Here is a 13,721-nt window from a genome sequence, read left to right on the forward strand (position 1 = left end):
CGAGATGGAACATTACCAGCGTACGACGGGGCGCACGAAATCGGGACGCCCTGCCGGTCGCACGGCTGGTGATCAGGCGGCGTACTGGCCGGCCAGCTCGACGGCGTGCTCGGTGAGGAGGTGGTACTCGGCCTGGGTGAGGGTGGTGGTGCCGGTTGTGGTGACGAGGCGGTAGAGGCCGTGGGGTGTTCCCCAGACCCATCGGTCGGGGCCGAGCTGCAGGACGGTGTAGCCGAGGTGGGTCTTGGCGCGGTGGTGGTGCCGGGTGAGGGGGGTGTCGTTGTGGTCCCCGGTCTGGCCGGGTGGGCCGTGCCGGTCGTAGGGCACGGTGTGGTCGTGGTCGGGGGCGCGACCGCGGCGGTGGAACAGCGTCGCCGCGTGGGGGAAGACGTCGCCGAGGGTGCGGAGCTCGACCCGGTGCCGGACGTCGGTGGGGTGCTCGTAGCCGTTGACGCAGCGGCCGGCGTGGAGGTCGACGACCGGGATGAGCGTGACGGCGGTGTGGCGGGCGAGGAGCTCGCGGACCTGGGACAGCAGTCGCGGTCCCAGGCCCTCGACCCGAGCGACGGGACCGAAGGCTCCGGCCTCGCCGAGGGAGAGGTGGACGACGAGCTCAGCGCTCGCGCCGTCGGGACGGCGCGGGCTGTCGTGCTCGCTCGGGTCGTCGGCGTCCATCTTGTCGGCGTCTGTCTTGTGGGCGTCGGTGTCGTCGAGCGAGCCGAGGAAGGTGAGGACGGCGGCGGGGTCGGCGAGCATGGCGAAGGCCTCGGCACGCCAGTGGTCCATCGACGGCGGCGGCTGGTCGTCGGCCTCGTCGATGCGGGCGAACACGGTGGCGATGCCGGCGGTGTTGGTCTGCGGGTCGTCGTCGACCTGGGAGCCGGGCCGCGGTGCGGGGTACCACACGCCCCTGCGCTCGCGGTTGGCCGCGATCCGCTCCGCGTGGGCGGCCTGGTCGGCCTCGACGACCTTGGCCTCGGCGATCGCGAGGATCCGCGAGGGGGCCTCGTCGAGCGCCGCGGCGACCGCGGCGTCGACGATCCGGACCTGCTCGACATCGAGCCGCCGCGACATCCGGGCGACCTTGCGCACCACCCACGGCTCGCAGCGTGCGTCCCTCACCCCGGCCCACACCGTCGGCAGCCGGTGGCGCAGGTCGAAGGCGTCGGCCAGGGCGCTGCGGGTCGCGGCCACGCTCTCGTGGCGCGACCGCGATCTCCACCAACGACAGGTCCGCCACCCGCGGGGTGCCCTCCCCGCCCAGGCTGACCAGCCGCGGCCCGCCGTGGCGCACCGGAACCGCGCCGGGCTCGTCCTGCGGGTCACCGGAGTGCAGATCGGCCCACGCCAACAGCAGCTCGAGCCGCCGTACGTCGAGCAGCCGGCCCTCCCGCACCGCCTCCTCGGAGGCGCGCAGCAGCTGCTGCGGCGAGGCATCCGAGAGGTCCGAGATCATGGGCACATTTTACCCGAACACACGTTCGAACGCCGTCCGCGGCGACGTCCCTGCGGATGGGTCGCGCTCACCGCCCTGTGCTCAGCGGGCCTCGAGCACCGCCTGGGCGGCGTTGTGCCCGCCGAGCCCGGAGACCGCGCCGCCCCGGCGCGCCCCCGCCCCGCACAGCAGGACGCCCGGGTGGCCGGTCTGCACGCCCCAGCGCTCGGCGGGCGTCTCGAGCCGGGCGCGGGCCGGGGCCCAGGGCCACTCCAGGTCGCCGTGGAAGATGTGTCCGCCCGGCATGGCGAGGTCGGCCTCGATGTCCTGCGGGATCTTGGCCTCGATGCAGGGTGCGCCCTCGGGCGTGCGCAGCACGACCTCGTCCAGCGGCTCGGCGAGGACCGCGTCGAGGGAGGCGATGGCTCGGCGGACCGCCTCCTCGCGCATGCGGTCCGGGTCGGCCTCGAAGAGCCGGGCCGGGGTGTGCAGGCCGAAGTAGGTCAGCGTGTGGGTGCCCGGCGGCATGTCGCCCAGGATCGACGGATCGGTCAGGGAGTGGCAGTACACCTCGCCGGGGAGCGGGTCGGGCAGCTCGCCGCGGCTGGCGGCGGCCCAGGCCACCTCGAGGTCGGAGGCGGCCTCGGCCAGGTGGAGCGTCCCCGCGAACGCGACCTCGGGGTCGATCCCGGAGCGCAGGCGCGGCAGGCGGGAGAGCAGGAAGTTGACCTTGAGCTGCGCGCCCTCGGGCTTGGTGGCGAGGTCCTCCTCGCCGCCGAGCAGGATCCGCAGGACCCATGGCGCGACGTTCGCGAGCACGGACGACGCCGTGACCGTGTGCTCGCGGCCGCCGTCGTGCCAGCGCACCTCCACGAGGTCGCCCGGCGCGTCGCCCTGGGGGCGGATCGCGCTCACCCCGGCTCCGGTCACGATCTCGGCGCCCGCCTCGCGCGCCGCGCGCGCCAGGGCCTCGGTCACCGCGCCCATGCCGCCCACGGGCACCCGCCACTCGCCGGTCCCGTTGCCCACGAGGTGGTAGAGGAAGCAGCGGTTCTGGGCCAACGACGGGTCGTGCAGCGAGGCGAAGGTCCCGATCAGCGCGTCGGTGGCGACCACGCCGCGCACCAGGTCGTCGCGGAAGCGGCGCCGGATCGCCACGCCGAGCGGCTGCTCGACGACGTCGCGCCAGATCTCCGGGTCGACCTGCTCGCGCACTGCCCGGTCCGTGGCGAGCGGCTCGGTCAGCGTGGGCGCGACCGCCCGGGCCAGCTCGCCGACGCCGCTGTAGAACGCGCGCCAGGCGTCGTACTCGTCATCGCCTCCGGTCAGCTCGCGGAAGGAGGCGCGGGTGGCCTCGCCCTCGCTGCGCTCCACCAGCAGGCCGGTCGCGCGGCCCGCCCGGGTCGTGGGGGAGTACGACGCGGTGGGCCGGCTGACCAGGCGCAGGTCGAGCCCGAGGTCCGCAACGACGCGGTCGGGCAGCAGCGAGACCAGGTAGGAGTACCGCGAGAGCCGGGTGGGGAACGGGGGGAACGCCCGGGTCGAGACCGCCGCCCCGCCGACGTGCCCGAGCCGCTCGAGCACGAGGACGGAGAGGCCGGCGCGGGCGAGATAGGCCGCGGCCGTCAGGCCGTTGTGGCCGGCGCCGACGACGACCGCGTCGTAGCGAGTCATGCCCTGACCCTAGGGACTGCCGGGCCTGGCGGGAATGTCCCACGCCGAAGTATGGTTGACACGGCAACCAATCCGACCAGCCACCTGGAGGTGGATGCGATGCCCGCCATCACCGTCGACGACCTGACCACCCTGCCGCGCCTGCGCGCGCCGGGGCTCGGCGACCAGCCCCGACCCGTGTGGCAGGTGACCACGGCGCCGCAGGGCTACGAGGGAGAGGGCTTCCCGGTGCGCCGTGCCTTCGCCGGCATCGACATGCGCCACCTGGACCCGTTCATCATGATGGACCAGATGGGCGAGGTGGAGTACGCCCCCGGAGAGCCGAAGGGCACGCCCTGGCACCCGCACCGCGGCTTCGAGACCGTCACCTACATCATCGACGGCGTCTTCGACCACCATGACAGCCACGGTGGCGGCGGCTCGATCACCAACGGCGACACCCAGTGGATGACGGCGGGCAGCGGACTGCTCCACATCGAGACGCCGCCGGAGTGGCTGGTCCAGCAGGGCGGCCTCTTCCACGGCATCCAGCTGTGGGTGAACCTGCCGAAGGCCGACAAGATGCGGGACCCGCGCTACCAGGACATCCGCTCCGGCGAGGTCGCTCTGCTGACGAGCGACGACGCCGGCGCCCTGGTCCGCGTGATCGCCGGCAGCGTCGACGGTCACGCGGGGCCGGGGTCGACCTACAGCCCGATGACGCTGGTGCACGCGACCATCGAGCCGGGCGCCCGCCTCGACCTGCCGTGGCAGGTCGAGCACAACGCGCTCGTCTACGTCCTCAACGGCTCCGGTACGGTCGGCGCCGCGGACCCGAGCACGCTGCGCGCGGGCCAGACCGCGGTCCTCGGCGGCGGCGACTACCTCACCGTCACGGCGGACGGTCGGCAGGAGAGCCGCTCCCCGAAGCTCGACGTGATCGTGGTCGGCGGCCAGCCGATCCGCGAGCCGATCGCCTGGGCCGGGCCGTTCGTGATGAACACCAAGGCCGAGGTGATGGCCGCCTACGAGGACTTCCAGAAGGGCCGGTTCGGCCTCCCGACGGGGGCGTGAGAGCGGGCTCGGCGAGGCTCAGAGGTCCTTGGCGAAGAAGGCCTCGGCGTACGGGTTGTCGTTGTAGCGCGGGATCGGCGTGTAGCCGGCCCGCTCGTACATCGCGATCGCCTCGAGCAGGCTGCCGTTCGTGTCGAGTACGACGCGGCGGTAGCCCTGCTCGGTGGCGAGCTCCTCGAGGTGCCGCAGCATCCGCGCGCCGAGACCGGCGCCCCGCCACTCGCCGTGCACCCACATCCGCTTGATCTCCGCAGTCTCCGCGTCCAGGACCGGTCGGATCCCGCCGTACGCCACGGGCGCTCCCGCCGACGTCGCGACCACGTAGGTCGAGCCCGGCTCGGGCGCGTCGGGTCCGCCCGGGTCGAAGCCGCCGGGGAAGCGGGCGTCGAGCTCGGCGAAGTAGCGGCGGGTCGCCTCCTGGGCGACCGGTGCGTCCGCGGCGACCTGCTCCAGGCGGACGGTCGCGGCGCGCACGAGCAGGTCCGCCGTCCGCAGGGCCTCGGCGAGACGCTCCTGCTGGCGCGCCGTCAGCGGGCGTGCCAGCGCCGCCGCCCGCTCCTCCGAGCGTCGCTCGAGGTCGTCGTACGCCGCGCGGCCGGCAGCGGTGAGCCGGACCAGCCGTCGCCTCCCGTCGGCCGGGTCGGGGACGGTCGCGATCAGTCCGTCGGCCTCGAGCCGGCGCAGCATGCGGGACAGATGTCCCGAGTCGAGCTCGAGCCGGTCGCGCAGCTCGCGCACCCCCGCGCCGCCCGCACCGTTTGCGCCGTCGGCGCCCACCTCGAAGAGGAGGCGAGACACGGCCAGCGGGCGGCCGGTCCCCAGGAACGACTCGTCCAGCACCCCGATGCGCTGGGTGTAGGTCCGGTTGAAGCGGCGGAGCACCTCGGTCAGCATTCTCTGACCTTAGTCAGACAATGTGCGGTGCGTCGAGCCGCGGGGAGCACAAGCAGCGCCGGCCGGACTCCGAGGAGTCCGGCCGGGCGGCTGGGGTGAGTAACGGGACTCGAACCCGCGACATCCGCGACCACAACGCGGCGCTCTACCAGCTGAGCTATACCCACCATGGGCTCTTGCGAGCCGGGACGAGTGTAGAGGCTACGGGCCCGGAATCAGGAATCGGTATCCGTCTGCGGGCTGCCGAGGCCGGTGATGGAGCCCCCGTGGCGCGCGGCGGCCTCCTTGGCGGCGTCCGAGTCCGGCCCGGGCAGCGGCACGAAGACGGTGTCGCGGTAGTAGCGCAGCTCCTCGATGCTCTCCTGGATGTCGGCCAGCGCGCGGTGGTTGCCACGCTTGGTCGGTGCGTTGAAGTACGCGCGGGGGAACCAGCGGCGAGACAACTCCTTGATCGAGGAGACGTCGACGATCCGGTAGTGCAGGAAGGCGTCCAGGGCGGCCATGTCCCGTGCGACGAAGCCGCGGTCGGTGGCCACGGAGTTGCCCGCCAGCGGGGGGCGACTGTCCGGCGGGCAGTGCTCGCGGAGATAGGCCATGACCTGCTCCTCCGCCTCCTGCAGCGTCACGCCGTTCTCGAGCTCGGCCAGCAGGCCCGACGTCTCGTGCATCGACCGCACGAAGTCGATCATCTGGTCCACGGCCTCCGCGGGCGGCTTGATGACGATGTCGACGCCCTCGCCGAGCACGTTGAGGTCGAAGTCGGTCACCAGAGCAGCGATCTCGATGAGGGCGTCGGCCCGGAGGTCGAGCCCGGTCATCTCGCAGTCGATCCAGACCAGTCGTTCGTTCACGAGGCTGCACCCTACGCCGTACGACAGCGGCGTGCCGGTTCTCAGCAGCCGCTCAGCGGGGCCGGTTAGCCTCGCCGGCATGACAGCGACCGGAGCCTCGACCGGGTCGCCGGTGCTGGCCTGGGCCGGCCTGGTGGCCCGGCTGGTGACCGGCGGCGTCTGGATCGTGGCCGGAGCGCTGAAGATCACCGAGCCCGACGCGAGCATCGCGGCCGTGCGCGCCTACCAGCTGCTGCCGTCGTCGGTGGCCGAGGTGGTGGGCCTCGCCCTGCCCGCGGTCGAGCTGGTCGTGGGCCTGGCGCTGGTGCTGGGCGTCCTCACGCGCGGCGCCGCGGTCGTCTCGGCGCTGCTGTTCGCGGCCTTCGTGGTCGGGATCGCCTCCGTGTGGGCGCGGGGCATCGAGATCGACTGCGGCTGCTTCGGCGGCGGGGGAGCGAAGGCCGGCGCCGCGTCGGCGTACCCCTGGGAGATCGCACGCGATGTCGCGCTCCTGGCCGCGTCCCTGCTCGTCGCCTGCCTGCGCCGCACCCGACTGTCCCTGGATTCCCTACTGTTCGACCGGGCGCCCGACGAGCGGGTCGCCGTCACCGAAGGAGCCGTGAACTGATGTCCTCGAACTCGAAGGCCGCTGCGCGGGCGCAGAAGGCCGCCGAGATGCGTGCCGCCCAGAAGCGACGGGAGAACCGCCGTCGCATCCTCACCATCGCCGGAGTCGTCGCGGTGATGGCGCTCATCGTCGGCGGGTCGATCGGCATCAGCCTCCTCAACAAGGAGGAGGTCAAGGCGGCGTCCGCGGGCTCCAGCAAGTACGGCGTGACGATCGGCGACGAGGACGCCCCGCACTCGGTGGTGATCTACGAGGACTTCCTGTGCCCCTACTGTGGCCAGCTGGAGGCGGCCTCCCGCGAGGACCTCGAGGAGCTTGCCGCCGACGGCAAGGTGTTCGTCGAGTACCGCCCCTTCGACCTGCTCAGCCAGTCCTTCGGGGAGTACCCCATCCGCGCCGCCAGCGCCTTCGCCCTCGTGCTGGAGAAGTCCGGCCCCGAGGTCGCCAAGAAGTTCCACGACCTGCTCTACGAGAACCAGCCCTCCGAGGAGGACCCGGACGCCATGAGCGACGACAAGATGGTCGACCTCGCCGTCGAGGCCGGCGCGAGCGAGGCCGACGTCCGCGAGGGGATCGAGACCGTCTCGCACCGGGACTGGGTCAGCCAGGCGACCAAGGAGGCCACCGACGCGGGGATCACCGGCACGCCCACGATCCTGCTCGACGGCGAGGTGTTCCAGGACGGACGTACGGTCCAGGATCTCGCCGACAACCTGGCCGCAGAGCTGAGGTGACCGGCACCCCGCGGGCTGGCAGGATCGGCCCGTGCTGAGTGACTCGCTGACCGCGTTCGTCGCGGGCCTGCCGAAGGCCGAGCTCCACGTCCACCACGTCGGCTCCGCCTCGCCGCGGATCGTGTCCGGGCTGGCCGAGCGCCACCCCGGCACGGTCCCCTCGGACCCGGACCTCCTGCGCGAGTTCTTCGCGTTCCGCGACTTCGCCCACTTCATCGAGGTCTACCTCGCCGTCGTCGACCTGGTCCGCACGCCCGAGGACGTGCGCTTCTTGACCTACGAGATCGCCCGCGAGCTCCACGAGGGGCAGTCGGTGCGGTACGCCGAGCTCACCTGCACGCCGTACACGTCGGTGCTGCCGCACGACCCCGACCGGGGCATGGCGATCGAGGCCTACACCGAGGCGATCGAGGACGCCCGGGTCGCGGCCGAGCGGGACCTCGGAGTCGTCCTCCGCTTCATCTACGACATCCCCGGGGAGTCCGGACTGCCCGCGGCCGACGCCACCCTCGGCTTCGCGCTCGACCATGCCCCCGAGGGTCTCGTGGCCTTCGGGCTGGGCGGGCCCGAGGTCGGCGTGCCGCGCGGGCAGTTCGCCCCGCACTTCGCCGCCGCTCGGGCGGCGGGCCTGCACTCGGTGCCGCACGCGGGGGAGACCACCGGGCCGGAGACGATCTGGACGGCGCTGCGCGACCTGGGCGCCGAGCGGATCGGCCACGGGACGTCAGCCGCGGGCGACCCCGCCCTGCTGGCGCACCTGGCCGAGCACCGCATCCCGCTCGAGGTCTGCCCGTCGTCCAACATCGCCACGCGGGCGGTGGCGTCGCTCGCCGAGCACCCGCTCCCGCTCTTCGTGGACGCCGGGGTCGTGGTGACGATCAACTCCGACGACCCGCCGATGTTCGGCACCACGCTCAACCGCGAGTACGAGATCGCGGCCGATCTGCTCGGCCTCGACGGGTCCGGCCTGGTCGATCTCGCCCTGGCCGCGGTCGACGTCTCCTTCGCGCCGCCGGAGGTCCGGGCGCGGGTGCGGGGGGAGATCGCCGCGTACGCCGACGCCGCCGCGGGATAGGGACCACACCGCCGACCACTCAGCCGACCACTCAGCCCCACGGGGCTCATACCTCCCGCGGGGCTGCGGCTTCCTTTGTACGGCGTGACCCGGCTCAGACCCGGGAGGCGCGCCGCAGCCGGCGGGCGGTCGCGTAGGACTGCTCACGCAGCCGCTCGACCCAGGTGTACTGCTGGAGACCCGCCGCGAGCGGGTTGAGGATGGGGTCGAAGGACACCTCGGTGTCCTCCGGGAGCGGCATCTCCAAGGTGAGATCGCCCAGCGGGTGCCACTCGCGCCCGACCGTCGCCCAGCACAGCTGGTAGCCGCGGACGTCGACCGGTCGCGCCCCGATGACCAGGGGCCCGACCGGGCTGCGGTAGGGCAGCAGGGTGGTGAGCGGCCAGTGCGCGTTCCAGGCGGGCATGAGCAGGTGGCGGCTGAGCGCGTCCCAGCCGGTGCTGGCGAGCAGCACGTCGCCGTACGTCGTCCGGCCCGTGCGCACGCGCAGAGCGAGACCCTGCACGTCGGGCAGCGGGTGCGGCAGCCCGATGGCGCGGGAGATCCGGACGGTGACCTCGTCCTCGCCGTTGTCGTCGATCCAGGGGACGCCGATCGGCGTGGACGAGCCGGGGCGCACCAGCCGGCCGGCGTACATCTCGCCCTCCGGGTGGAGCGGCTTCTCGCCGGGTGGGCGCAGGGCGGCCACGCCGGTCGTCAGGGACGCCAGGGCGCGCCCGGCGAGGTCGGCTGCGGTGGTGATCACGGAGTTCGCCATGCCCGGGCGGTACCCGGGCCTCCTGGTTCAACGCGGGAGGGGCTCGTCCTAGGCGCTGTGGAGCCGGGCCGGCGGCAGGGCGCGGGCCCGCCACCGGCCGCCGTCGTGGTCGACCTCGATCGGGTGGTCGAAGGCGGCGCTGACCGAGGCCGTCGTGAGGGTGTCGGCGACCGGGCCGGCCGCGACGACCCGGCCCTCGGCCAGGAGCAGGGCGTGGCTGGTGGTGGTCGGCAGCTCCTCGAGATGGTGGGTCACCAGGACCGAGGCGACCTCGGGGGCCGTGTGGGCGAGCCGGTCGAGGACCGTCAGCAGCTGCTCGCGAGCGGCGACGTCGAGTCCGGTGGTCGGCTCGTCGAGCAGCAGCAGCCGGGGCTGGGCCGCGAGCGCGCGGGCGATGAGCGCGCGTCCGCGCTGGCCCTGAGAGAGGGTCGGCCAGCGTGACTCACGGTGGCTGTCCAGGCCCACCTCGGCGATCAGCTCGTCGGCCCGCGCGGTCTGCTCGGGGGTGGGCGTCCAGCGCATCGGCAGCTCCACGGTGCCCGTGATGCCGGTCAGCACGACCTGGCGCACGCTGAGAGCACCCTGGAGCGGGTGGCGCGGGTTGACGTGCCCGATGTCGCGGCGAAGCTCCTGCACGTCGACTCGTCCGAGCCGGCGTCCGAGCACCTCGACGGTGCCGGCGGTCGGGTGCACCTGGGCGCCGCAGAAGCTCAGCAGCGTGCTCTTCCCGGCGCCGTTGGGTCCGAGCAGCGCCCAGTGCTCGCCGGCCCGGACCGTCAGGTCCACCCCCTGGATCAGCTCGTTGCCGCCGCGGCGGAAGACGACGTCGTGCAGGTCGAGGACGGTCGGGCCCACGGGTTTCTCTCCTCTGACAGGGAGCTGGGTGGGGGAGAGCGACCCGTGGGTCGCCCTCGCCCACCCAGCTCTCGGGTGTGCGCCCCCGGCAGGACTCGAACCCGCAGCATGCCGGGTAGAAGCCGGCCGCTCTATCCAGTTGAGCTACGGAGGCTTGGGGTGAGGATATCGCCCGGGAAGGCGCACGCTCGCACCGCGATTGCGGAATACCCCTAGGGGGTATTAGGTTGGGTCCGGCAGCAACCGAGAGGAGCACGGTCCATGAACCCCCGCAACGCGATCGCCGCCAGCGCCACCCTGCACTGCCTGACCGGCTGCGCGATCGGCGAGATCGCCGGCCTGATGATCGGTACGGCGATCGGGCTGGCCACCGTGCCGACGATGGTCCTCGCCGTCTCCCTCGCCTTCGTGTTCGGCTACGCCCTGTCCACGCTCCCGCTTCTGGGCACGGGCATGCCCCTGGGCCGGGCCCTGCGGCTGGTGCTCGCCGCCGACACCTTGTCCATCATCGTGATGGAGGTCGTCGACAACGCGGTGATGGCGCTGATCCCCGGGGCGATGGACGCCGGACTGGTCAACCCGGTGTTCTGGCTCGGGATGATGATCGCCCTGTCGGCGGCGTTCCTGGCCGCCTTCCCGGTCAACCGCTATCTCATCGACCGCGGCAAGGGCCACGCGCTGCACCACGGCGCTCACGGCGGTCACGCGGACCACGGTGAGCACGACGCCCCCACACCTCACCAGCACGGATCGGAGCACCCGGCATGAACGTCAACACCCTCGCGGCCGGCGTGATCGGCTTCCTGCTCGGCGGCCTCGTGGTGTCCGTGGCCGCGGAGCTCGAGAACGACGACGCGCCGGCGCACGGACTGGACCGGCCCGCCGTCGTCCAGGAGCGCTGAGCGGGCCGGGGACCGCGTGGCGCGTGGCGCCGGGTCAGTGTCCCGCGATCGCAGCCGCCACCGCGTGGTGCACCTCGGGGTGGAACACCGACGGCATGATGAAGCTCGCGTTCAGCTCGTCGTCGCGCACGACGTGCGCGATCGCGGCGGCCGCGCGCAGCATCATCTCCATCGTCACCTCCGAGGCGCGGGCGTCGAGCAGGCCCCGGAACACGCCGGGGAAGGCGAGCACGTTGTTGATCTGGTTCGGGAAGTCCGAGCGGCCCGAGGCCACGACGGCCGCGAAGCGCGCGGCCGCGGCCGGGTCCACCTCCGGGTCGGGGTTGGCCAGTGCGAAGACGACCGGGTCGGTGGCCATGGTCTGGATCCACTCCGGCTTGAGGATGCCGGGCGCGCTGACCCCGATGAACACGTCCGCACCCTCGAGCACCTGCTGCAGACCACCGGTGCGGCGCTCCGCGTTGGTCAGTCCGGCGAGCTCCTCGTGGGCGGCGGACAGACCCTCGTCGCCGGCCACGAGCGCGCCCGAGCGGTCGACGACCACGACGTCGCGCACGCCCGCCGCGAGCAGCAGCTTGACGATGGCGGTGCCGGCGGCGCCGCCGCCGGAGACGACGATCCGCGCCTCGCCGATCTCCTTGCGCACCACGCGCAGGGCGTTGGTCAGCGCGGCGAGCACGACGATCGCCGTACCGTGCTGGTCGTCGTGGAAGACCGGGATGTCGAGCCGCTCGCGCAGCCGGGCCTCGATCTCGAAGCAGCGCGGCGCCGCGATGTCCTCCAGGTTGATGCCGCCGAAGCCGGGGGCGATCAGCTCGACGGCACGGACGATCTCGTCGGTGTCCTGGGTGTCGAGGCAGATCGGCCAGGCGTCGATCTCGCCGAAGCGCTTGAAGAGGGCCGCCTTGCCCTCCATCACGGGCAGAGCGGCGCCCGGGCCGATGTTGCCCAGACCCAGCACCGCGGAGCCGTCGGTGACGACCGCGACCGCGTTGCCTTTGATGGTGAGCCGGCGGACGTCCTCGGGGTTCTCCGCGATCGCCATCGAGACCCGTCCCACGCCGGGGGTGTAGGCCAGCGACATGTCGTCGCGCGTCTTGAGGGGCACCTTCGAGGCGACCTCGATCTTGCCCCCGAGGTGGATGAGGAAGGTCCGGTCGGAGACCTTGTGCACCTCCACGCCCTCGACCGCGGCGACCGCGGCCTGCAGCTCGGCGGCGTGCTCGGCGTCCGCCGCCGAGCAGGTGACGTCGACGGTGAGGCGGTGCGCGCTCGAGTCGGCGACGTCGATCGCCGTCACCATGCCCCCCGCTCCGGCGATCGCGGTGGCGACCTCGCCCACGACACCGTGGTCGACGGTCGTGTGCAGGCGCATGGTGATGGAGTACGACGAGGCGGTGGCAGTCTTCGCGGGCACGGGCCCAGTCTCGACCCGCCCGGGGGTTACTCGGAAGTCGGCGCCGCAACGCAAAGTGTTTGTAAAGTCCGGCGGCCGATCGGCGCCTGTGACGGTCCTCACTCCTAGCGTCGCGGCCATGGCAACGACCGTCGCAACGACCCAGCGGCCGCCCTCCACCCGGCGGGCCGTCCTCAACACCGTCCGAGGCTCCCTCGGCAACCTCGTCGAGTGGTACGACGTGTACGTCTACACCGTCTTCGCGAGCTACTTCGAGGAGCACTTCTTCGGCGGCGACGAGCCGAACGCCGGGGTGTACACGATGGCGATCTTCGCGGTCACCTTCCTCATGCGGCCGGTCGGCTCGTGGTTCTTCGGCCGCTTCGCCGACCGGCACGGGCGTCGCCCGGCCCTGGTGTTCAGCGTCAGCCTGATGGCGGCCGCGTCGCTGGTGATCGCGGTGGCGCCGACGGCGGCGTCGATCGGCAGCGGAGCCGTGGTGCTGCTGGTGCTGTGTCGCCTGGTGCAGGGCTTCGCGACCGGCGGCGAGTACGGCACCTCGGCGACGTACATGTCGGAGGCGGCGACCCCGGAGCGACGCGGCTTCTTCTCCTCCTTCCAGTACGTCACGCTCGTGGGCGGCCATGTGCTCGCGCAGCTGATGCTGCTGCTGCAGCAGGCAGTGCTCACCGACGAGCAGATCTCGGCGTTCGGCTGGCGCGTCGCGTTCGCGTTCGGCGCCGTCGCGGCGGTGGTGGTGCTCTGGCTGCGCTCCTCGATGGACGAGTCGCTGCGGCTGGAGGCCGGGGCCGACGAGCAGGCGCGGCGGTCCGGGTCGATGGCCGAGCTGCTGCGCAACTATCCCCGGCAGCTCGCCCTGTGCTTCCTGGTGACCCTCGGCGGGACGATCGCGTTCTACACCTACAGCGTCAACGGGCCGAGCACGGTCAAGGCGGTCTACGCCGACGAGGGGATGACGGCCACCTGGATCAACCTCGCCGCGCTCGTGGCCCTCATGCTGATGCAGCCGGTCGGCGGTGCGCTGAGCGACAGGGTCGGCCGCAAGCCGCTGCTCGTCGCGTTCGGCATCGGCGGCGTCCTCTACACCTACCTGTTCATCACCGAGCTGCCGACCGTGACCACTCCGGCCGCGAGCTTCGGCCTCCTCCTGCTCAGCTATGTCCTGCTGACGGGCTACACCTCCATCAACGCCGTGGTGAAGGCCGAGCTGTTCCCCGCCCACGTCCGCGCCCTCGGCGTGGGCCTCGGCTACGCCCTCGCCAACTCGGCCGTGGGAGGAACGGCGCCCCTCATCTACGAGGCCGCCAAGACCCGCGACGCGGTCGGTGCCTTCGCCTGGTACGTGACCGGGGCGATCGCCGTCTCGCTCTTCGTCTACGCCTTCGTGCTCCGCAACCGCAGCGAGACCTTCCTGGACCGGGAGCAGGGAGTGGTCCGCGGCTCCTGACGCCGCGCGGACCTACCATG

14 protein-coding genes and 2 tRNA genes are annotated in these 13,721 nt (G+C 72.6%); 7 read left to right on the plus strand and 9 right to left on the minus strand.

Annotated features, from left to right (window positions below):
- Window positions 1-72: 72 nt before the first annotated feature.
- Both ACJ5H2_RS06000 and ACJ5H2_RS06005 read right to left on the minus strand, forming a co-directional pair.
- Window positions 73-1,194, minus strand: coding sequence for a hypothetical protein (locus ACJ5H2_RS06000; protein ID WP_408898658.1), 1,122 nt, complete (start codon window positions 1,192-1,194; stop codon window positions 73-75).
- A 343-nt stretch (window positions 1,195-1,537) separates the two neighbouring features.
- On the minus strand, window positions 1,538-3,109 hold the full coding sequence (locus ACJ5H2_RS06005; RefSeq protein ID WP_408898659.1) for a phytoene desaturase family protein: 1,572 nt from the start codon (window positions 3,107-3,109) through the stop codon (window positions 1,538-1,540).
- Window positions 3,110-3,208: 99 nt separating this feature from the next.
- Between ACJ5H2_RS06005 and ACJ5H2_RS06010 the strand changes: the two genes are divergently transcribed.
- On the plus strand, window positions 3,209-4,162 hold the full coding sequence (locus ACJ5H2_RS06010; protein ID WP_408898660.1) for a pirin family protein: 954 nt from the start codon (window positions 3,209-3,211) through the stop codon (window positions 4,160-4,162).
- Between the two features lie 18 nt (window positions 4,163-4,180).
- On the opposite strand, the gene ACJ5H2_RS06015 is transcribed toward ACJ5H2_RS06010, so the two are convergent.
- The 3 genes from ACJ5H2_RS06015 to orn all read right to left on the minus strand — a co-directional run bounded on the left by ACJ5H2_RS06015 (window position 4,181) and on the right by orn (window position 5,907).
- Complete coding sequence (locus ACJ5H2_RS06015) at window positions 4,181-5,056, minus strand: GNAT family N-acetyltransferase (protein ID WP_408898661.1); 876 nt, start codon at window positions 5,054-5,056, stop codon at window positions 4,181-4,183.
- 91 nt (window positions 5,057-5,147) lie between these two features.
- Window positions 5,148-5,223, minus strand: a tRNA-His gene (locus ACJ5H2_RS06020).
- A 48-nt stretch (window positions 5,224-5,271) separates the two neighbouring features.
- Window positions 5,272-5,907, minus strand: coding sequence for an oligoribonuclease (gene orn / locus ACJ5H2_RS06025; RefSeq protein WP_408898662.1), 636 nt, complete (start codon window positions 5,905-5,907; stop codon window positions 5,272-5,274).
- Between the two features lie 79 nt (window positions 5,908-5,986).
- Between orn and ACJ5H2_RS06030 the strand changes: the two genes are divergently transcribed.
- The 3 genes from ACJ5H2_RS06030 to ACJ5H2_RS06040 are packed head-to-tail and all read left to right on the plus strand — an operon-like array spanning window position 5,987 to window position 8,323.
- A complete protein-coding gene (locus ACJ5H2_RS06030) occupies window positions 5,987-6,514 on the plus strand; it encodes a MauE/DoxX family redox-associated membrane protein (protein WP_408898663.1) in 528 nt (175 codons plus the stop codon).
- A complete protein-coding gene (locus ACJ5H2_RS06035) occupies window positions 6,514-7,248 on the plus strand; it encodes a DsbA family protein (protein WP_408898664.1) in 735 nt (244 codons plus the stop codon). The genes ACJ5H2_RS06030 and ACJ5H2_RS06035 overlap by 1 nt, the downstream gene beginning before the upstream one ends.
- A gap of 31 nt (window positions 7,249-7,279) precedes the next feature.
- A complete protein-coding gene (locus ACJ5H2_RS06040) occupies window positions 7,280-8,323 on the plus strand; it encodes an adenosine deaminase (protein ID WP_408898665.1) in 1,044 nt (347 codons plus the stop codon).
- A 94-nt stretch (window positions 8,324-8,417) separates the two neighbouring features.
- On the opposite strand, the gene ACJ5H2_RS06045 is transcribed toward ACJ5H2_RS06040, so the two are convergent.
- From ACJ5H2_RS06045 to ACJ5H2_RS06055, 3 genes are all read right to left on the minus strand, one after another.
- Complete coding sequence (locus tag ACJ5H2_RS06045) at window positions 8,418-9,080, minus strand: hypothetical protein (RefSeq protein WP_408898666.1); 663 nt, start codon at window positions 9,078-9,080, stop codon at window positions 8,418-8,420.
- Window positions 9,081-9,128: 48 nt separating this feature from the next.
- Window positions 9,129-9,935, minus strand: a complete 807-nt coding sequence (locus ACJ5H2_RS06050) for an ABC transporter ATP-binding protein (protein ID WP_408898667.1) — start codon at window positions 9,933-9,935, stop codon at window positions 9,129-9,131.
- A gap of 80 nt (window positions 9,936-10,015) precedes the next feature.
- Window positions 10,016-10,089 (minus strand) — tRNA-Arg (locus ACJ5H2_RS06055).
- A gap of 107 nt (window positions 10,090-10,196) precedes the next feature.
- Between ACJ5H2_RS06055 and ACJ5H2_RS06060 the strand changes: the two genes are divergently transcribed.
- Window positions 10,197-10,703 (plus strand): DUF4396 domain-containing protein, encoded by a 507-nt coding sequence (locus ACJ5H2_RS06060; RefSeq protein ID WP_408898668.1) that lies wholly within the window; start codon window positions 10,197-10,199, stop codon window positions 10,701-10,703.
- Window positions 10,700-10,837 (plus strand): hypothetical protein, encoded by a 138-nt coding sequence (locus ACJ5H2_RS06065; RefSeq protein ID WP_408898669.1) that lies wholly within the window; start codon window positions 10,700-10,702, stop codon window positions 10,835-10,837. Before ACJ5H2_RS06060 ends, ACJ5H2_RS06065 begins: the two co-directional genes overlap by 4 nt.
- Window positions 10,838-10,871: 34 nt before the next feature.
- Here ACJ5H2_RS06065 and ACJ5H2_RS06070 read toward each other — a convergent pair whose 3' ends face one another.
- Entirely contained in the window at window positions 10,872-12,212 is a 1,341-nt protein-coding gene (locus ACJ5H2_RS06070) for an NAD-dependent malic enzyme (protein ID WP_408899594.1), read from the minus strand.
- A gap of 160 nt (window positions 12,213-12,372) precedes the next feature.
- Here ACJ5H2_RS06070 and ACJ5H2_RS06075 point away from each other — a divergent pair, with 160 nt between their 5' ends.
- On the plus strand, window positions 12,373-13,701 hold the full coding sequence (locus tag ACJ5H2_RS06075) for an MFS transporter (protein WP_408898670.1): 1,329 nt from the start codon (window positions 12,373-12,375) through the stop codon (window positions 13,699-13,701).
- Window positions 13,702-13,721: the final 20 nt, after the last annotated feature.

This window comes from Nocardioides pymetrozini (assembly GCF_046058985.1).
Taxonomy (GTDB): Bacteria; Actinomycetota; Actinomycetes; order Propionibacteriales; family Nocardioidaceae; genus Nocardioides.

Coding starts and splice junctions, on each gene's coding strand:
- ACJ5H2_RS06010 (WP_408898660.1), top strand. CDS start 3,209: ATGCCCGCCATCACCGTCGACGACCTGACCACCCTGCCGCGCCTGCGC.
- ACJ5H2_RS06035 (WP_408898664.1), top strand. CDS start 6,514: ATGTCCTCGAACTCGAAGGCCGCTGCGCGGGCGCAGAAGGCCGCCGAG.
- ACJ5H2_RS06030 (WP_408898663.1), top strand. CDS start 5,987: ATGACAGCGACCGGAGCCTCGACCGGGTCGCCGGTGCTGGCCTGGGCC.
- ACJ5H2_RS06060 (WP_408898668.1), top strand. CDS start 10,197: ATGAACCCCCGCAACGCGATCGCCGCCAGCGCCACCCTGCACTGCCTG.
- ACJ5H2_RS06070 (WP_408899594.1), bottom strand. CDS start 12,212: ATGCGCCTGCACACGACCGTCGACCACGGTGTCGTGGGCGAGGTCGCC.
- ACJ5H2_RS06045 (WP_408898666.1), bottom strand. CDS start 9,080: ATGGCGAACTCCGTGATCACCACCGCAGCCGACCTCGCCGGGCGCGCC.
- ACJ5H2_RS06075 (WP_408898670.1), top strand. CDS start 12,373: ATGGCAACGACCGTCGCAACGACCCAGCGGCCGCCCTCCACCCGGCGG.
- ACJ5H2_RS06015 (WP_408898661.1), bottom strand. CDS start 5,056: ATGCTGACCGAGGTGCTCCGCCGCTTCAACCGGACCTACACCCAGCGC.
- ACJ5H2_RS06005 (WP_408898659.1), bottom strand. CDS start 3,109: ATGACTCGCTACGACGCGGTCGTCGTCGGCGCCGGCCACAACGGCCTG.
- ACJ5H2_RS06065 (WP_408898669.1), top strand. CDS start 10,700: ATGAACGTCAACACCCTCGCGGCCGGCGTGATCGGCTTCCTGCTCGGC.